An 18870-nucleotide genomic window follows, 5' to 3' on the forward strand; every position below is an offset into this window, starting at 1 on the left:
CTAGCCGTCGAGGCAGGCCGGCCCGAGGAGCACCTTGAGGTCCCCGAACAGCGAGGGGTTGGGGTTGACCCGCATGTGGACCGGGAGGCCCATCACCTCCACCCGTGAATCGCCGTGGAGGTGGACTCGGACCTCCGAGTTTCCGCGATGGTTGCGCAGGACGTCCCCGAGTTCAGTGACCACGGCCTCAGTGGCTTTGTGCGTGGGCATGGAGATGAGCAGCGGACCGTTGGTTCCCTCGCTGAGGTCGGGAACGGACAGCTCCATGCAGTTCAGGGTCACGGCGCCATCGTCGCGGCGCTGCAGCCTGCCTTTCACCACAACGATCAGGTCCTCGGCGAGGACCGACGCGATGGGGCCGTAGACCTGGCCGAAGAACATGACCTCCATGGAACCGCCAAGGTCTTCGATTTCGGCGCGCGCGTAGGCATTGCCGCTGGCTTTGGCGATGCGGCGGCTCAGCGAGGTGATCATTCCCGAGATGGTGATGATGGCGCCGTCCTGCGGGCCGTCTTCGGCAATGATGGACGTGATGGACTGGTCCGCGTGCTGGCTGAGCACCCCCTCCAGGCCCTGCAGCGGGTGGTCCGACACGTAGAGTCCCAGCATGTCCCGTTCGAAGGACAGTTTGTCTTTCTTCTCCCACTCGGGAAGTTCCGGGATCTCGATGCTCAGGGACGCCTCGGATTCGGCCTCCTCAAATCCGGCGAAGAGATCGAACTGGCCGATTGCCTCGTTGCGCTTGAGGGTGATGACCGAGTCGATGGCCTCCTCATGGATCATCACCAGTGCGCGGCGGTGGTGGTTGAGGGAGTCGAATGCCCCGGCCTTGATCAGCGATTCAATGGTGCGCTTGTTGCAGACCACTGCCGGGACCTTCATGAGGAAGTCCTTGAACGAGGTGTAGGCCCCCTCGCTCTCCCGGGCAGCCACCATGGCCTGAACCACGTTGGAACCGACGTTCCGGATGGCACCCATGCCAAAGCGGATGTCGTTTCCCACCGGAGTGAAGTTCAGCGAGGATTCATTGACGTCCGGCGGGAGCACCGTAATGCCCATCCTGCGGCACTCGTTGAGGTAGATCGCGGACTTGTCCTTGTCGTCACCCACGGACGTCAGCAACGCTGCCATGTACTCCGGCGCGTAGTGGGCCTTCAGGTAGGCAGTCCAGTACGAAATCACACCGTAGGCGGCTGAGTGTGCCTTATTGAACGCGTAGTCGGAGAACGGCAGCAGGATGTCCCAGAGGGTCTTGACGGCCTCCATCGAGTAGCCGTTGTCCTGCATGCCCTGGGAGAAGCCGGCGAACTGTTTGTCCAGCTCGGACTTCTTCTTTTTGCCCATGGCGCGGCGGAGGATGTCGGCCTGGCCGAGGGAGTATCCGGCGAGCTTCTGCGCCACGGCCATGACCTGTTCCTGGTACACGATCAGGCCATAGGTCCCGCCGAGGATTTCGGCGAGCGGTTCCTTGAGCTCAGGGTGGATCGGAATGACTTCCTGGATCCCGTTCTTGCGCAGCGCGTAGTCGGTGTGCGCGTTGGCGCCCATGGGACCGGGGCGGTAGAGCGCCAGGACGGCGGAGATGTCTTCGAAGTTGTCAGGCTTCATCAGCTTGAGCAGGGACCGCATGGGCCCGCCGTCGAGCTGGAACACGCCCAGCGTGTCACCGCGGGCGAGCAACTCGTAGGAGGCAGCGTCATCCAGCGCCAGGCTGTCCAGGTCCAGTTCGTGGCCGCGGTTAAGCTTGATGTTCTCCAGGGCGTCGGAAATGATCGTGAGGTTCCGCAGGCCCAGGAAGTCCATCTTGATCAGGCCCAGGCCCTCGCAGGTGGGGTAATCGAACTGCGTGATCACCTGCCCGTCCTGGATGCGCCGCATGATGGGGATGACATCGATGATGGGGTCCGAGGACATGATGACGCCGGCCGCGTGCACGCCCCACTGGCGTTTCAGCCCTTCGATGCCCAGAGCCGTCTCGAAGACCTTGGCCGCTTCAGGGTCCGATCCGATCAGCTGGCGGAAGTCACCGGCCTCGCTGTAGCGTTTCGAGTCCTTGTTCTGGATGTCGGCCAGCGGAATGTCCTTGGCCATGACGGCCGGCGGGAGCGCCTTGGTCAGCTGCTCGCCCATGCTGAACGGGTATCCCAGCACACGGGAGGAGTCCTTGAGCGCCTGCTTGGTCTTGATGGTGCCGTAGGTGACAATCATGGCCACGCGCTCGTCGCCGTACTTGCGGGTCACATAATCGATGACCTCTGACCGGCGCCGGTCATCGAAGTCGACGTCGAAGTCAGGCATGGAGACGCGGTCCGGGTTGAGGAAGCGCTCGAAGATCAGGCCGTGGTGCAGCGGATCGAGGTCGGTGATTCGCATAGCGTAGGCCACCATGGAACCGGCACCGGAGCCACGTCCGGGGCCGACGCGGATGCCGTTGTTTTTCGCCCAGTTAATGAAGTCCGCCACCACCAGGAAGTAGCCGGGGAAACCCATGGACGTGATGACTTCCAGCTCGTAGTCAGCCTGGGTGCGGACTTTGTCCGGGACACCGCCCGGATACCTGTATTCCAGTCCAGCGGCCACTTCCTTGACCAGCCAGGACGTCTCGTCCTCGCCCGGCGGGCAAGGGAACCGCGGCATGTAGTTGGCCCCGGTGTTGAAGGAAACTTCGCAGCGCTCTGCGATCAGAAGCGTGTTGTCGCACGCATCAGGGTGGTCCCTGAACAGCTCCCGCATTTCCTGGGGCGACTTGAGGTAATAGCCGCTGCCGGAGAATGCGAAGCGGGAGCCGCCATTGTCATAGGTGGGCTCCAGAAGGGTGGAACCCGACTGGATTGCCAGGAGGGCTTCGTGCGCTTTCGCGTCGTGCTCGTGCGTGTAGTGCAGGTCATTGGTCGCAACCAGAGGCAGTTTGAGTTCCTTGGCGAGCCTCAGCAGGTCCCCGGTCACCCGGCGCTCGATATCAAGGCCGTGGTCCATCAGCTCGCAGAAGTAGTTCTCTGCGCCAAAAATGTCGCGGAACTCCGAGGCTGCCTCCAGGGCTTCTCGGTACTGGCCGAGCCGCAGCCGGGTCTGGACTTCACCTGACGGGCAGCCCGTGGTGGCGATCAGGCCTTCCGAATACGTGTTCAGGAGCTCGCGGTCCAGCCGCGGCCACTTGCCGAAGACAGCGTCCAGGGAGGCGATGGAAGAGGCCCGGAACAGATTGCGCATACCTGCGTTGTTGTAGCTCAGCAGCGTCATGTGCGTGTATGAGCCACCGCCGGAAATGTCGTCCTTGCGCTGGTGTTCCTCGCCCCAGCGCACACGGCTCTTGTCTGTCCGCGCGGTGCCGGGCGTGACGTATGCTTCGACACCGATGATGGGCTTTATGCCCTGATCAGTGGCGCGTTTCCAGAAGTCGAACGCGCCGAAGAGGTATCCGTGGTCGGTGGTGGCGAGAGCCGGCATGCCCAGGCGTTCAGTCTCATCGAAGAGCTCCCCCAGGCGGGCGGCGCCGTCCAACATGGAGTATTCGGTGTGGTTGTGCAGGTGGACGAACGAGGCATTGCTGGAAGTCACCGGACTATTCTATGCGCCGGGCGGCTCCGGAGTGGTCAGGCCTGCCCGGATTCGAGGACTTCCAGGGCAAAGGAGAGATCCTGCGGGTAGTCACTGGTAACCGTGACCCGCTCCCCCGTGACCGGGTGGTCGAAGCCGAGCTGGCGCGCGTGCAGCCACTGCCGGGTGAGACCCAGGGTGGCGGCCAGACGCGGATCCGCGCCGTAGGTCAGGTCACCGGCACAGGGGTGCCGCAAGGCGGAAAAATGCACCCGGATCTGGTGGGTGCGGCCTGTCTCGAGGTGCACTTCCACGAGGGTGGCCTTACCAAAGGCCTCCAGAACCTCATAGTGCGTGATTGAAGGCCGTCCGTCCTCAATGACGGCAAAGCGCCAGTCATGCCCCGGGTGCCGTCCGATCGGTGCGTCGATGGTGCCCTCCAACGGGTCCGGAAGGCCCTGGACCACTGCGTGGTACACCTTGTCCACAGTGCGCTCCTTGAACGCCCGTTTGAGGGCCGTGTAGGCGCGTTCGGTCTTGGCCACGACCATCACGCCGGAGGTGCCGACGTCGAGCCGGTGGACGATGCCTGCCCGTTCAGTGGATCCGGACGTCGAGATGCGGTACCCGGCTCCTGCAAGGCCGCCCACCACGGTGGGTCCGACCCAGCCCGGTGATGGATGGGCGGCCACACCCACCGGCTTGTCGACCACGACAAAGTCGTCATCGTCCAGCAAAATCTTCAGGCCTTCCACTACTTCCTCCACCACTTCGAGCGGGTCCCGCCGTTCGGGCACCGTGACGTCCAGCACGTCTCCTGCGACCAGCTTCGCGGACTTGCCCACGGCTTTGCCCCTGCAGCTGACGTTGCCTTCGGCGATCAGCGTGGCCGCGAGGGAACGCGAAATGCCCATGAGCTTGGCAAGCCCTGCGTCCGCGCGTGTCCCGCCGAATTCATCGGCAACCACAATCCGCTCAGGCATCCCCTGGTTCTTCCTTCTTTGCGGACTTCCCCCGTGGCGCGGCCACGTGCCGGGACCCGTCCAGCGAGATCCCCCGGAGGGTCAGGATGCAGATAATGGACACCGCTGACACCACCGCGGAATCAGCGATGTTGAAGATCGCGAAATTAGGCAGCTGGATGAAGTCCACCACGTGTCCCATTCCGAAGGAGGGTTCGCGGAACAGCCGGTCGGTGAGGTTACCCAGGGCGCCGCCCAGGAGGAGGCCCAGCGCGAGAGACCACCAGGCTGAACCCAGCTTGCGCACCTGGAACAGGATGGCGATCGAAACCGCCGCCATGATGATCGAGAAAACCCACGTGACGTTTTCGCCGATCGAGAATGCTGCGCCCGAGTTCCGGATGAAGTACCAGTGCAACACCGGAGGCAGAACGGGGATGCGTTCACCTTCAACCATGCTGGACGTGACCCAGAGTTTGGTCAGTTGGTCCAGCGCGTAGGCGAAAACGGCGAAGCCTGCAAAGAGGGACAACAGGACCCGGCGGCTGGGGCGCCGCGGCGTGGGGGGAAGAGGGAGTGCAGCGTCGGCGGCAAGTTCGTCTGTCATGGTGCTTTCATTCGGATACCGATGTTAATCACAAAAGCCGGCGGCCGAGGAATCCTCAGCCACCGGCTTTCAGAATACGTGCTTGACAGTCTAGTTTGGTTCGACCCTGCTAGTTCGCTTCGACCTCAGGCGCCGCGACGGAACCGCGGGCGTCAAGGTCGCGAAGCTGGCCTTCGATGTAGGCCTTCAGGCGTGAGCGGTAGTCGCGCTCAAAGCCGCGCAGTTGCTCAACTTTGCGTTCCAGCACGGAGCGCTGCTGCTCGAGCGCACCCAGGATCTTGCGGGACTTCTCCTGGGCGTCGTTGACCAGGCTGCTGGCTTCGATCTGCGCCTCGGCAATGATCTTGTCCTTCTGGGCCTGGCCGTCAGCGACGTGGCGGTCATGCATCTGCTGCGCCATGGCGAGCAGGCCTGCGGCTGACTCGGCAGAAGCCGTGTTGCCTGCCGGCTGGGCAGCAGCGGCGGCCGGGACAGCCGCGACGGCGGCGGCCTGCTCAGCTTCCTTCTTCTTGTTTGCCTCGGCAGCCTTGGCGTCGGCCTCGGCCTTGGCACGCGAGTCATCCTTCTCGGCCTTGACGGGCGCGGGGACCTTCTCGACTACCGGTGCTGCAACGGTGCTGGCAGGCACGGCTGAACCGCTTTCGGCGAGCTTCTTGCGCAGCTCGTCATTTTCCTGGTTCAGGCGCCGGAGTTCAACGACGATTTCGTCCAGGAAGTCATCTACTTCGTCCTGGTCGTAGCCTTCGCGGAACTTGGTCGGCTGAAAGCGCTTGTTGACAACGTCTTCTGGCGTCAAAGCCATCTGGTCACCTCACTGGTCTAGTTAGTCAGTGGCCTTCCGGCCGTCAAAACTACGGTACCTAAATATGGTCTGGTTCCTCTAATTCAACACCGTGGTGTCAAACCGGAGTTTCTTCGCGTTCCAGGTAACAGATCCCTGCGGATCTGAGCCTGAACAGCTATGTCTAATGGAAACTTACGCGAAACTCCTGGTGATCCCCATCGCCACGCTGACGGCGATGAACAAAATCAGGAACCCAAGGTCCAGGCTGATGCCTCCGAGCTTGAGCGGAGGGATAATCCGCCGCAGGACCTTCAGGGGCGGATCGGTGATGGAGTAAACAGCGTGGGCCACCACCAAGGCTGGCCCCCGGGGCCGCCATTCCCTGGCAAACATCTGGACCCAATCGAACACCAGCCGCACGATCAGCGCCACGAGGAACATTAATAAGGCGATATAGACAAGTCCGAAAACAATTCCCATGACTTAACTCATATCTCCATGTCCATTCCGGTTACCGCGGTGTCCTGCCAATGTGTCATATCTATTTCAGCACAGATGCCAGACAGGTCCACCTGCCTGGCATCCGCAATAAGCTTAATGGCTAGCTCTGATTGAAGAAGCTGGCCTGGGTCTCGCTGACCTTCTTGTCATCGCCGATGACCTCGACGTACGACGGCGACAGGAGGAAGACCTTGTTCGTGACACGTTCGATGCTGCCCCGGAGCCCGAACACAAGCCCTGCGGAGAAGTCCACCAGTCTCTTGGCATCGGCCTCGCCCATGTCCGTGACGTTCATGATAACCGGGATGCCATCACGGAAGCTCTCGCCGATCAGCTTGGCGTCGTTGTAGGAGCGCGGGTGGATGGTGGTGATCTGCCGGAGGCCGGTAGATTCTTCGCGGCTGGAGGCCGCACGCTTGATGGGGGTCACTGGTGCGCGGTATTCCTCTTCGGGGACATAGGACGCCTCGCGGCTGACATCGCGGACGGGTGCCGGTGCACGGCGTTCCTCGCGGTCAACTTCCATGGAATCGTCCTCATCCTTACGTGTGGTGTGGTGCTCGGACTCGTAATGTTCGTCGCCATCGGCGAGCCCAAGATAGATCATTGTCTTGCGCAGAGCGCCGGCCATGGTCGACTCCTAATCGTGTCCGTAGGCGGGCCGACCAACGATTTGACAGCACTGGAAATCCCCGCCATTCACTTCCAATGCTTCGACGCTACCCCACGGCAGGACGCGATCCGAGAATATCCGAACCGATGCGCAGGTGTGTCGCTCCAAAGCGGATAGCCACTTCAAGGTCCTGGCTCATGCCGGCGGAAATGCCGGTTGCAGCGGGATGGTCGGCAGTGAGCCGTTCGGAGATGGACGCCAGCTTCTCGAAGGACGCTTCAGGCGAAGCCCCCAGCGGCGCCACGGCCATGACGCCGGCGAGGACCAGTCCGTCGGCAGCAGCCAGTTGCTCCGCGAGGGGGCCGACTTCGGACGGAGCGGCGCCGCCGCGGTGGGCGCCGGCGTCGTCGTCGAGACTGACCTGGATGAAGCACTCCAGCGCCGCCCTGCCGGACCGGTCCTGCTCGGCGGCCACGGCACGGGCGAGCCCGTCTGCCAGCTGCGGCCGGTCCACGGAGTGCACAGCGTGGGCGTAGCGGACGACGGACTTGGCTTTTTTGCTTTGGAGCTGACCCACAAAATGCCAGTTGAGCCCGAGGTCCCGCAGAATTTCCGATTTCGCGGAGGCCTCCTGGTCCCTGTTCTCACCGACGTCGGTGACTCCCAGCCGCGCGAGCCGGCGGATGTCGTCGGCCGGGTGGAACTTGGTGACGACGATCAGTGTGGGCTCATCTGCCCGGCCCGACGCCGTGGTGGCAGAAACGATCCGGCTCCTGACCGCGGCGAGGCCCTTCTCCAACTCGGCCGTGCGCGCCGCGGGGTCCACCGCCTCAGTCATGGGTCCAGACCAATCCGGCAAACCGGCCGGTGTCTTTGTTCCGGCGGTAGGAGAAGAGATCCTGGTTTTCCAGGGTGCAGGGCCCGGAGTACCGGACGTCTACGTCCGCGGCTTCCAGCTGGTCCCTCGCGCCCGCCGGAAGGTCGAGCCCGGGGGTTCCCCATCTGGTGGTGGACCACGTCGCAGGAATTGCTGCCGCCACGTCGTCGCGGAGCGCGGCAGGCACCTCATAGCAGGCGCCGCAGATGGACGGGCCGAGCCATGCCTGGATGCCGACAGCGCCCAGGGCGCGCATGCGCTCCACCGCGGCGGGAATAACACCCGCTGCGAGCCCCGGGCGCCCGGCATGGACAGCCGCGAGCACCGGACCGTCGGGGGCCTCGCCGACCATCACCGCCGGGATGCAGTCGGCCACCATTACCGCCAGCGGCAGGCCGCAGGAAACCATCGCATCGGCCTCAGGCGTTGCACTGCCGGCCTCCATGACCGCCACGGCAGTACCGTGCACCTGGTTCATGAAGCGCAGGGTACCCGGAACAATGCCGGCGCTGCGCTCCAGCTCTTCCCTGCGTACCCGGACGTCAGCCGGCTTGTCCCCCACATGCAGCGCCAGGTTGCCGGCGCCTGTGTCCGTGAACGCCACTGACACTCCGGGGAGGACTTCCGCCTTCCAAAGAAACAAGCCGTGCCCTACTTCAGGAAGTCGGGGACATCCAGGTCATCGGAGCGGCTGCCGGAAAGGTCCGGCTCCACTACCGAGGGGAGGTCGACGTCGAATCCGGAGTCTGCGGGGACAGCTGACGGGCGCTGCTGGCCCCAGTTGCTCAGTCCGGACGCACCGACTCCGGCGTGGACCGGCTGCACGTTCATCTGGTGGCTTCCGCCCGACGGAGCCTGGGCGGGCGCCGGCGCAGGGGCTGCCGGGCGCTGGGGGGCAACCTGGGGCTGGGACTGGTCCATGGAAGGCGAAGTTGCCTTCACGTCGTCGAAGCCTGCGGCAATGACGGTCACGCGGGCCTCGTCCCCGAGGGCGTCGTCGATGACGGCGCCGAAGATGATGTTCGCTTCGGGGTGGGCCACTTCCTGGACCAGGCGCGCGGCTTCGTTGATCTCGAAGAGGCCAAGGTCAGAACCGCCCTGGATGGACAGCAGGACTCCATGCGCGCCGTCAATGGAAGCCTCAAGCAGGGGCGAAGCGATGGCCAGTTCCGCAGCCTTGACGGCACGGTCCTCACCCCGCGCCGAGCCGATGCCCATCAGCGCCGAGCCTGCGCCCTGCATGACAGACTTCACGTCGGCGAAGTCAAGGTTGATCAGGCCGGGCGTGGTGATGAGGTCGGTGATGCCCTGGACACCGGACAGCAGGACCTGGTCAGCGGAGCGGAAAGCGTCCAGGACGGAGACGTTGCGGTCGCTGATGGAGAGGAGCCGGTCGTTCGGGATAACGATCAGGGTGTCCACTTCGTCGCGCAGGGCGTCAATGCCCGCCTCGGCGGAGCCCGCACGGCGGCGGCCTTCAAAGGTGAACGGGCGGGTGACAACGCCGATCGTCAGCGCGCCAAGTGAGCGTGCAATGCGGGCCACCACGGGAGCGCCGCCGGTGCCGGTTCCGCCACCCTCACCGGCGGTCACGAACACCATGTCTGCGCCGCGGATGACCTCTTCGATTTCGTCAGCGTGGTCCTCAGCAGCCTGCTTGCCCACCTCCGGGTTGGCGCCTGCACCGAGCCCACGTGTCAGCTCCCGCCCGACGTCAAGCTTGACGTCGGCGTCGCTCATCAGCAGGGCCTGGGCATCGGTGTTGATTGCGATGAATTCGACACCGCGTAGACCGACTTCGATCATGCGGTTGACTGCGTTCACGCCACCGCCGCCGATGCCGACGACCTTGATGACGGCCAAGTAATTCTGCGGAGCTGCCACGTTACGTGTCCCTTGTTCGTGTCCTATTGCGAAAACTGATGGAGTCGAGCTTGAAGCTTTGAACCTTAACCTTCGAGTTGAAGGTTATAGTTATGTCAAGTAACTCATGTCTGTGACGGTATTTCCTATGGTTCGCACATTCAATAACCACAGGCCGCGTGTCGCGCGAATACCGGGAAATAAAGGGGTTCAGCGGGTCACGGGATGCCTGGGGACACTGACGTCGTAGACCCGCACCGGGTTCTTCGGATCGGCGGGTACCTTCAGCAATGCCTCCAGCACCTTGGCCTTGAGTTCCTTCTCCGAGGCGTTGCCCCACACAATGGTCTGTCCGTCCACCAGCTTGAGTTCCACGGCATCCACAGATTGCGCGGAGGCGTTGGAGAGCTTGGCCAGGATTTCGGGAGGCAGGGCCCCCAGGACCTCCGCCGTGGCCTGGAACAGGTCCTTGCCGATCGTGCCGGCACCGCCGTCGACCACTGGCAGCGCAACAGACGCGGGATCATCCGTGGCGGACAGCTGGACGCCGTCAACATCCACAAGCTGGTACTGCTCCCCCTGCTTCACCAGGGCCACCGGGACGCGCTCCCTGACTTCAACCACAAGCTCGGACGGGGGCCTCGCCTGCGTCGTCACGGAGTCGATCTGGATGAGTGGCTCCAGGAGCCGGTCCACTTCTTCGTCGGTGACTTGCGGCAGGGGTTTGCCCTTCAGCGGTTCCAAGGCGGCCTGCACCTGTTCGGGTGTCAGGAGCCTGGTGCCGGAGACTGAGATGGTGCCGACGGCGAGCAGCGGCGAAAAGACGGCGGCCGCGAGGATTCCGGCTACCACCGTGGCAAGGGCGCATGCCGTGATGAGGATGTTCCGCTTGAGCCGCCTGCCTTTGGGCTCCGGGAAGGCGAGGACGTTCGCTCCGGCGGCTGTGCCCTTGGGGTGTTTCTCCTTGGACTGCTTGTCCTTGGATTTGGTGTCCTTGTGCTGCCTGACCTGCGCTGGACCCGCTTCCGCCGCGGGAGCGGTCTTGGAGGCGGAGATGACCTGGGGCTCCTCTGCCTGGCCGGGCGCACGGCTGCCGGACAGGCTGCCGGAGGCGCTTCCGGACCCGCTCCTCCCCTGCCGGCTGCGCGCCGGCGAGGTATACGTTGGGCGCCGGGCACTAGCCACGCAGTGCCTGCACGATCTTCGGCCCGAACGCCGTCACATCGCCGGCTCCCGCGGTCAGGACAATGTCGCCGGCACGCGCGGCGCCCACCAGTTCAGCTACGGCGGCATGTCCATCCCCCAGGCGCCCGCCGGTGCCCAGGTGGTCGGCGATCAGCTGGCTGGTGACGCCGGGGATCGGATCTTCACGGGCCGGATAGATGTCCAGGACCAGGGCAGTGTCCGCAAGGTTCAGGGCCTCCGCAAACTCACGGGCGAACTCCCGGGTCCGGGAAAAGAGGTGCGGCTGGAAGAGGACGTGGACCTTGTGGTCACCGGCAACTGACCGGGCTGCTGCGAGGGCGGCACGCACTTCTGTGGGATGGTGGGCGTAGTCGTCGAAAACGCGGACCCCGCTGGCTTCCCCCTTCAGCTCAAAACGGCGTGACGCGCCGGAGAAGTTGGCCAGCGCGGAGGCGGCAGCACCCGGTTCCACCCCCAGTTCCAGGGCTACCGCAAAAGCGGCAACGGCGTTCAGCGCGTTATGCCGGCCCGGGACCTGGAGCTCGAGGGCGAAGCGGCCGGCGGCGGTGGAGACCGAAACGTCTCCCGGCCCGCCGTCGTGCAGCACAAGGTCCGCGTCATCGTTGGTGCCGTACAGGAGTACCCGTGTGTTGCCGCGCTCCAGGGTGCGGCGGGCAAGGGCGAGGGCGCCGGCATCGTCGGCGCAGGCCACCAGGACGCCGTCGCCGGGCAGCAGTTCGGTGAACCGGTCAAAGGAGGCGTAGACAGCTTCCGCGGTCCCGTAGTGGTCCAAGTGGTCAGGTTCAACGTTGGTGACCACAGCGATCCGGGGCCGGTAGTTCAGGAAGGACCCGTCAGATTCGTCGGCTTCGGCCACAAAAACCCCGGAGGCGCCGTGTGCCGCGTTGACGCCGAGCGCGGGAACATTTGCCCCGATCGCAAACGAGGGGTCCATCCCGGCGCCCTGCAGCAGCACGGTGATCATCGACGTCGTGGTGGACTTGCCGTGCGTTCCTGCCACCGTTACCACGACGTCGTCGCCCATGGTGGCTGCCAGTGCTTCGGACCGGTGCAGCACCGGCAGCCCCGCCTCCCGGGCGGCCACCATTTCCGGATTGTCGGCACGGATGGCGGAACCCGCCACCACCGTCTGGGCATCGCCGAGGTTGGCAGCGTCATACCCGATGGCAATCCTGGCACCTGCTGATGCAAGGTCGGCCATAACGGGGAGGTCTTTGGCATCCGAGCCGCTCACGGCCAACCCACGGGCCACCATGATCCGGGCCACCGCGGACATTCCGACGCCGCCGATCCCGATGAAGTGGACGCGTCCCAGGGATTCCTGGCTGTGGACATTGGCGGGGCTCATGCGGATACCGCTTCCAGGACAAGACCAGCCATGCGCTGGTCGGCGTTTCTGATTCCAAGGCGCTGGGAGTTGGCGGCCATGGCCGCCAGCCGGGATGGGTCGGTCACCAGCGGGATGAGCTGCTCCCTGACCCACTGGGCGGAGAAGTCCCGGTCCTGGACCAGGAGCGCCCCGTCCGCGTGCACCAGCCCGGCGGCGTTGAGCGCCTGCTCACCGTTGCCGATGGGCAGTGGGACAAAAACGGCAGGGAGACCGACAGCGGCCACTTCGCAGACCGTGGCGGCTCCGGACCTGGCCAGCAGAACGTCTGCGGCTGCGTAGGCCAGCTCCATGCCGTCCACGTACTCCACCTGCCGGTAGCCGGGCGCCGTGAGCGTGTTGCCGTCGCCGTCCAGAACCGCCTTCCCGCGTCCGGTGATGTGCAGTGTCTGGACGCCTGCGGCAGCCAAGTCCTCGACGGCGGCTGCAACAGTACGGTTGATGCTCTGGGCCCCGGAGGATCCACCCGTAACGATCAGCGTGGGCTGGGTGGGGTGCAGCCCCAGGGCTTCGCGGGCGCGGGCCCGGGAGGCGGACCTTTCCAGGCCCGAAATCTCCGTGCGCATGGGCATCCCCACGTGGCGGGCATGCCGGAGCCGCGTGGTGTCAAAAGCAACAGCCACATATTTGGTCAGCATTGCGCCGACGCGGTTCGCGAGGCCGGGACGTGCGTTTGCTTCATGGATCACAATGGGGATCCGGCGCCGTCGGGCAGCAAGGTACATGGGCGTACACACGTACCCTCCAACACCCACGAGCACGTCGGCGCCGTTCTCATCCAGGATCCGGCCGGCCTGCCGCACTGCCGCTGCCAGGCGGCCGGGGAGCCTGACCAGGTCCATGGACGGCTTGCGCGGCAACGGCACGCGGTCGATGGTCGCCAGGTCCAGGCCGGCTGCCGGTACCAGCCTGGTCTCCATCCCGGACGGCGTTCCGACGGCGAGGAGCCTGGCTTCAGGAACTGCCGCCCGGATGGCGGCCGCGATGGCAAGGAGCGGGCTGATGTGGCCGGCCGTTCCGCCGCCGGCGAGGACAACGGAGAGGTTCTTGGAAGTCATCGGGTGCTAGGTACGCTTTCTTGCGGTTTTCTTCCGACCGGTGGATCCACGGGACGGCCGGTTGCCGAACTTCAGCATCCGTTTGGGCCTGATTGACGGGGCCATCTGTTCCCGGGCGAGGGACAGCACCACTCCGACGGCGCACAGCGACATCAGCAGTGCCGAGCCACCGTAGGAGATAAAGGGCAGCGGAACTCCGATCACGGGCATCAGCCCGGTGACCACGGACATGTTGACGGTGGCCTGCCCCAGGAGCCAGACCATGATAGTGCCTGCGAGCACCCGGTGGAACATGTCCTCCTGCGCCACCACAACGCGGTAGATCGCCGCGCCCAGGATGGCGAACAGAATCAGGACGACGACGGTGCCCACCAGTCCCAGTTCCTCACCGATGATGGCGAAGATGAAGTCGTTGTGGGCTTCCGGGATCCAGCTGTATTTCTGCCGGCTTTGGCCAAGGCCGACACCGAACCAGCCGCCCGACGCCAGTCCGTACATCCCGTTCGTGGCCTGGTAGTTTGCATCAATGCCGTCTGCGCAGGACTGCCCCGTCCACCAGGACGTGATGCGGCACATGCGGTTGGAGCTGGTGACAGCCATGGCCGCGGCGCCGGCTGCGCCGATCAGCGCGGCGAAGCCAAACAGGTAGAGCGGCACACCGGCGAAAAAGAGCGCTGCCGCGGTGATCATCATGATGATGATTGCTGTTCCCAGGTCGTTGCCCAAGACAACAAGGCCGATGACGAGGCCGGCAACCGGGACAGCGGGGATCAGGGCGTGCTGCCACCGGCGCAAGAGCTTGGCCTTCCGCGCCAGGACAGTGGCCATCCAGAGTGCCAGCGCGAGCTTGGATGCTTCGGACGGCTGGAAGGTGATGCCGCCGATGTCGATCCAGTTCTTGTTTCCGTTGACTTCATCGCCGATGACCTGGACCAGCACCAGGAGCACCAGCGCAATGCCCAGCCCCGGCCAGGCCAGCCGCTTCAGCCAGACCACATTGATGCGCGACAGGACGAACATGGTGAAGATGCCGATGGCGGCGAACATGCCCTGCTTGAGGGCATCTCCATAGGGGGACTTCCCGGCCGCGATCGATTCCACGCTGGAAGCCGAAAGCACCATCATGATGCCGATGGCCGTCAGTGCGAGGGTGGAGCCCAGGATGAGGTAGTACGTGGAGCCGTTCCGTGAGGTCCCGGTACCCTCCAGTGCCGACCAAAAGCGGCGGTACCCGTTGCGGATCCGCGCGGGCACCGATGGCCGGGGCCCGGAAGGAGCTGCCGTGTTCCCCGGGCGCGGCTTTGGTGCCGGCGGCCGGGTGGGCGTGCTGACCATTGTTACTCCTCGCCGGTCCGGGCCTGCCCTTCCACCAGCTCGCGGACAGCTTCGATAAAGGCGTCGCCACGGTGAGCGTAGGAAGAGAACTGATCCATGGATGCAGCTGCCGGAGCCATCAGGACGGTGTCACCCGGCGCGGCAAGCCGTGCCGCTGACGCAACAGCGCGGGACATCACGGCCTCGCCGGAGTCCGGCGAGATGGCTGCGACGGCCCCGCCCTCTGCGGCAGTCTGCATGTTTTCAGTGTCGCCCGCGGACGCTTCAATCACCGGGACATCGGGCGCGTGTCGCCCGAGTGCCTCGGCCAGGGCAGCAGTGTCTGTGCCGATCAGTACGACGGCCTTGAGCCGCGCCGCGTGGTCACGGACGAGCTCGTCATAGCTGACCCCTTTGGACAGGCCGCCCGCGATCCAGACCACGTTCTCGAAGGTGGCCAGCGATGCCGACGCAGCGTGCGGGTTGGTGGCTTTGGAATCGTTAATCCACAGCACGCCGTCCTGCCGGGCTACGGGCTGGATCCGGTGGTTGCCGGGCACGTAGTCACGGATGCCTTGGCGGACGGCCTTGGCGTCAACGCCGTATGCCCGCACCAGGGCTGCCGCTGCCAGGGCATTGGCCACCATGTGGCGGGGGGCGAATTCCCCGAGGTCGGCCATGGAGGCGAGCTCGGCCGCACTGTCCTTGCGCTCAGCGATAAAGGCGCGGTCCACCAGCAGGCCCTCCACTACCCCCAGCATGCTGATGGCCGGGGTGAGCGTCGTGAAGCCCACAGCCCGGCAGCCTTCCACCACGTCCGCGTTCTCCACCATCCGCTCGGTCTCGATTTGCTCTGCGTTGAAAACGCAGGCCTTCCGGGTCCGTTCGTAGACCTTCGCCTTGTCCGCCAGGTAGGACGTGTACGACCCGTGCCAGTCAACGTGGTCCTCGGCCACGTTGAGGCACACGCTGGCCACGGGCGAAAGCGATTCAGCCCAGTGCAGCTGGAAACTGGAAAGCTCCACCGCGAAGACGTCGTACTCGACGGGGTCGCGGAGGGCGTCAAGGATGGGAGTTCCCACATTTCCGACGGCGACGGCCTTCAGCCCGGCCGCCTGCAGCATCGCTTCGGTCAGTCCCACCGTGGTGGTTTTGCCGTTGGTTCCGGTGATGGCCAGCCAGTCGGCGGTCTTGTAGCCGTCCCGGATCCGCAGCCGCCAGGCGAGTTCGACGTCGCCCCAGACGGGTATGTGGGCACGTGCGGCCGATGCCAGGAGGGCCTGGTCAGGGCGCCAGCCCGGTGACGTCACGATGAGTTCGGGCAGGGCCCCGTCAATTTTCGGAATCCTGCTGACCGCTTCCTCCCCCAGGAGCACGTCAGCGGCGCCGACAATCTTCAGCGTTTCGGCGTGGGCACGGGCTGTCTCGCTGGTGGCTGCGTCAACCACCACGACGCGTGCTCCCAATTCGATGAGGGTGTCGGCCGCTGCGAATCCGGAGACGCCGATGCCGGTCACCACCACGCGCAGGCCGGCCCAGTCCGAGTCCCAGCTGACGAGGTTGTTGAGGCGGGAGGAAACGGTCACAGAAGCACAACCCATTCAGCGTAGAAGATGCCCAGGCCAACAGCCACGAAGAGCCCGCCCAGGATCCAGAACCGGACCACCACGGTAACCTCTGCCCACCCCTGGAGCTCGAAGTGGTGCTGCAGTGGAGCCATCTTGAAGAAGCGTTTACCGCGGGTGACTTTGAAGTAGCCGACCTGGATGATGACGGACAGGGTGATGAGGACAAAAAGGCCGCCGATGACGCCCAGGAGCAGTTCAGTCCGGGACAGGATGGCGAAGCCGGCGATCGCCCCGCCGATCGCGAGGGAGCCGGTGTCCCCCATAAAGAGCTTCGCAGGCGATGTATTCCACCAGAGGAATCCGACGAGGGCGGCGCTCATGATGGCGGCGAGGAGGGCAAGATCGAGGGGGTCCCTGACGGTGTAACAGCCGCTGCCGGCCTCCCGCGGGGAGCCGCAGGCCTGGTTGCTCTGCCAGATGCCCATCAGGGTGTAGGCGCCGAAGACCATGACCGCAGCGCCGGCGGCGAGCCCGTCCAGGCCATCAGTCAGGTTCACCCCGTTCGTTGCTGCGGTCACAATCAGGTTGGACCACAGGACGAACAGTATGGCGCCCATGACGGTGCCGCCGAAGGCCAGATCCAGCCATGGCAGGTCACGGACGAGGGAGATTTTGGTGGATGCCGGCGTGACGCCGTCTTCGTCCGGGAAGTTAAGGGCCAGTATGGCGAACGCGATTCCCACGGCGCCCTGGCCGATGAGCTTGGCTTTGGCGTTCAGCCCCAGGCTTCGCTGCCGCGAGATTTTGATGAAGTCGTCCAGGAAGCCCACCAGGCCCATGCCCACCATGAGGAACAGCAGGATCAGGGCAGACGCCGAAGGACCCGCGGACGCCGGATTCATCATCCACATGATGAGGTGCGTCAGCCCATAACTCAACAGGACTGCCGCAACGACCACCGTTCCGCCCATGGTGGGCGTACCGCGCTTGGTGTGGTGGGAGGTGGGTCCGTCATCCCTGATGAACTGGCCGTAGCTTTTGCGGACCAGCAGGCGGATAAAGAGGGGCGTTCCCACCAGGGCGCACAACAGGGCCAGGCCGGCACCGATCAATAGTGCAATCACAGCTGCTCGCTCCCTTCACTGGCAGGTACGGGGGTTTGTGGGGGCAATGCTATCCGATCGCCTAAATGCCGCAGTCCCACGCTGTTCGAGGACTTGAACAGCACGAGGTCGCCGGGTTCAAGTTCGGCGTTCAGCAATTCGTAGGCGTCATCGATGGTTTCGGCAAAGCTGCATTCATCACCCCAGGACCCTTCCTGAACGGCGGAGACGTAGAGCGGCCGGGCTTCCCGGCCCACGACTACCAGGCGGGAGATATTGAGCCGGACGACCTGCGTGCCAACGGCAGTGTGTTCGCGAATGGATTCGGGCCCGAGTTCAAGCATTGCGCCCAGGACCGCCCACGTGCGGCGGCCCCGGCCGAGGTCCGCGAGGGTCCTCAGGGCGGCCCGCATGGATTCGGGGTTGGCGTTGTAGGCATCGTTGATGATGGTGACGCCGTCTGCCCGCTCGGTGCGCTCCATGCGCCAGCGGCTGGCTGCTGCCTGCGTGCTAAGTGAGGCTGAGATGTCCGGTCCTGGGACGCCGGCGGCCGATGCGGCCGCGGCGGCGGCGAGCAGGTTGCCCACGTGGTGCGCACCGATCAGCTTGCTGCTTACGTGCAGGTTCCGTTCGCCCGACGGCAGGACGAGGTCGAACTCAGGGTTTCCCTGGGAGTTGGTATCCGGGTTGACGGCCTGCACGGCGGCGCCGGGGCGGCCCTCGGCGGAGAACCCCAGCACCATGGCCTGGGTACGGTCCCGCATGGCGGCGACACGGTCGTCGTCGAGGTTGATGATGGCCGTCCCGGTGGCGGAAAGCCCTTCGAGCAGCTCGCCCTTGGCCCGGGCGATGTTCTCGACTCCGCCGAACTCGCCGGCGTGGGCCGTGCCGACGCCCAGCACGACGCCGATGTCGGGCTTGACCATGTCGGCCAGGTAGCGGATGTGGCCTATCCCGGTCGCTCCCATCTCGATCACCAGGTACCGGGTGTCGCTGTCGGCACTGAAGACCGTGAGCGGGACACCGATCTCACCGTTGTAGGACCCCCGCGGCGCAACGGTGGTTCCCTGGGCTGCCAGGACACCGGCAAGCAGGTCCTTGGTGGTGGTCTTGCCGGCGGAGCCGGTGATGCCAATAACGTTGAATTGTTCACCGGCGGCTTGCCGGGCCGCACGGATGCGGCGTACTGCCTCTGCGGCAAGGGCGCCCATGGCCAGTACGGCATCAGCTACCAGCACTGCCGGGTAGCCAGCACCGTTGGGACCGGCAACCTGCCGCTCCATGAGTGCCAGTGTTGAACCGTTCCCAAAGGCGGCAGCGACGAAGTCGTGGCCGTCCGCGTGCTCCCCCCGCTTCGCGACGTAAAGCGATCCGGGCGTGGCTTCGCGGGAATCCGTGACCACCGAAAGAGGCGTGATCTCCGGATCGGCGTCCAGGCGGCCGTTTGTGATTTCGGCGATTTCCGCCGCAGTAAATGCAATCATCTCGGT

16 protein-coding genes are annotated in these 18870 nt (G+C 64.9%); all 16 read right to left on the minus strand.

Going from position 1 to position 18870, the window contains the following annotated elements; genetic code table 11:
- Positions 1-3558 carry a DNA polymerase III subunit alpha gene (dnaE, locus tag AU175_RS03120; RefSeq protein ID WP_066285752.1) on the minus strand — a complete coding sequence of 1186 codons (3558 nt, stop codon included), beginning with the start codon at positions 3556-3558 and terminating at the stop codon, positions 1-3.
- A gap of 35 nt (positions 3559-3593) precedes the next feature.
- On the minus strand, positions 3594-4520 hold the full coding sequence (locus tag AU175_RS03125) for an RluA family pseudouridine synthase (RefSeq protein WP_066285753.1): 927 nt from the start codon (positions 4518-4520) through the stop codon (positions 3594-3596).
- A complete protein-coding gene (gene lspA, locus AU175_RS03130) occupies positions 4513-5106 on the minus strand; it encodes a signal peptidase II (RefSeq protein ID WP_066285754.1) in 594 nt (197 codons plus the stop codon). Before lspA ends, AU175_RS03125 begins: the two co-directional genes overlap by 8 nt.
- A 109-nt stretch (positions 5107-5215) precedes the next feature.
- Positions 5216-5908, minus strand: a complete 693-nt coding sequence (locus AU175_RS03135; protein ID WP_066285756.1) for a DivIVA domain-containing protein — start codon at positions 5906-5908, stop codon at positions 5216-5218.
- A gap of 174 nt (positions 5909-6082) precedes the next feature.
- Complete coding sequence (locus tag AU175_RS03140; RefSeq protein WP_066285758.1) at positions 6083-6370, minus strand: YggT family protein; 288 nt, start codon at positions 6368-6370, stop codon at positions 6083-6085.
- A gap of 121 nt (positions 6371-6491) precedes the next feature.
- Positions 6492-7022, minus strand: a complete 531-nt coding sequence (locus AU175_RS03145; protein WP_066285760.1) for a cell division protein SepF — start codon at positions 7020-7022, stop codon at positions 6492-6494.
- Positions 7023-7110: 88 nt separating this feature from the next.
- Positions 7111-7842 (minus strand): YggS family pyridoxal phosphate-dependent enzyme, encoded by a 732-nt coding sequence (locus tag AU175_RS03150; RefSeq protein ID WP_066285762.1) that lies wholly within the window; start codon positions 7840-7842, stop codon positions 7111-7113.
- A complete protein-coding gene (locus AU175_RS03155; protein ID WP_066285764.1) occupies positions 7835-8524 on the minus strand; it encodes a polyphenol oxidase family protein in 690 nt (229 codons plus the stop codon). The genes AU175_RS03150 and AU175_RS03155 overlap by 8 nt, the downstream gene beginning before the upstream one ends.
- A gap of 8 nt (positions 8525-8532) precedes the next feature.
- A complete protein-coding gene (gene ftsZ / locus AU175_RS03160; protein ID WP_066285766.1) occupies positions 8533-9765 on the minus strand; it encodes a cell division protein FtsZ in 1233 nt (410 codons plus the stop codon).
- 189 nt (positions 9766-9954) lie between these two features.
- The gene (locus AU175_RS03165; RefSeq protein WP_066285768.1) at positions 9955-10929 is read right to left on the minus strand and encodes a cell division protein FtsQ/DivIB; all 975 of its coding nucleotides are present in this window, start codon (positions 10927-10929) and stop codon (positions 9955-9957) included.
- Positions 10922-12298: a UDP-N-acetylmuramate--L-alanine ligase gene (gene murC, locus AU175_RS03170; RefSeq protein WP_066285769.1), complete on the minus strand. Its 1377-nt coding sequence runs from the start codon at positions 12296-12298 to the stop codon at positions 10922-10924. Before murC ends, AU175_RS03165 begins: the two co-directional genes overlap by 8 nt.
- The gene (murG, locus tag AU175_RS03175) at positions 12295-13395 is read right to left on the minus strand and encodes an undecaprenyldiphospho-muramoylpentapeptide beta-N-acetylglucosaminyltransferase (RefSeq protein ID WP_066285771.1); all 1101 of its coding nucleotides are present in this window, start codon (positions 13393-13395) and stop codon (positions 12295-12297) included. Before murG ends, murC begins: the two co-directional genes overlap by 4 nt.
- 6 nt (positions 13396-13401) lie before the next feature.
- Positions 13402-14730 carry a putative lipid II flippase FtsW gene (gene ftsW / locus AU175_RS03180; RefSeq protein WP_066285773.1) on the minus strand — a complete coding sequence of 443 codons (1329 nt, stop codon included), beginning with the start codon at positions 14728-14730 and terminating at the stop codon, positions 13402-13404.
- Positions 14731-14732: 2 nt separating this feature from the next.
- Positions 14733-16310, minus strand: a complete 1578-nt coding sequence (gene murD, locus AU175_RS03185; protein WP_066285775.1) for a UDP-N-acetylmuramoyl-L-alanine--D-glutamate ligase — start codon at positions 16308-16310, stop codon at positions 14733-14735.
- A complete protein-coding gene (gene mraY / locus AU175_RS03190) occupies positions 16292-17401 on the minus strand; it encodes a phospho-N-acetylmuramoyl-pentapeptide-transferase (RefSeq protein ID WP_066285779.1) in 1110 nt (369 codons plus the stop codon). Before mraY ends, murD begins: the two co-directional genes overlap by 19 nt.
- Positions 17398-18864 carry a UDP-N-acetylmuramoyl-tripeptide--D-alanyl-D-alanine ligase gene (locus AU175_RS03195; protein WP_066285782.1) on the minus strand — a complete coding sequence of 489 codons (1467 nt, stop codon included), beginning with the start codon at positions 18862-18864 and terminating at the stop codon, positions 17398-17400. The genes mraY and AU175_RS03195 overlap by 4 nt, the downstream gene beginning before the upstream one ends.
- Positions 18865-18870 lie beyond the last annotated feature (6 nt).

It is taken from the genome of Arthrobacter sp. B6 (assembly GCF_001663775.1).
Classification (GTDB): Bacteria; Actinomycetota; Actinomycetes; order Actinomycetales; family Micrococcaceae; genus Arthrobacter.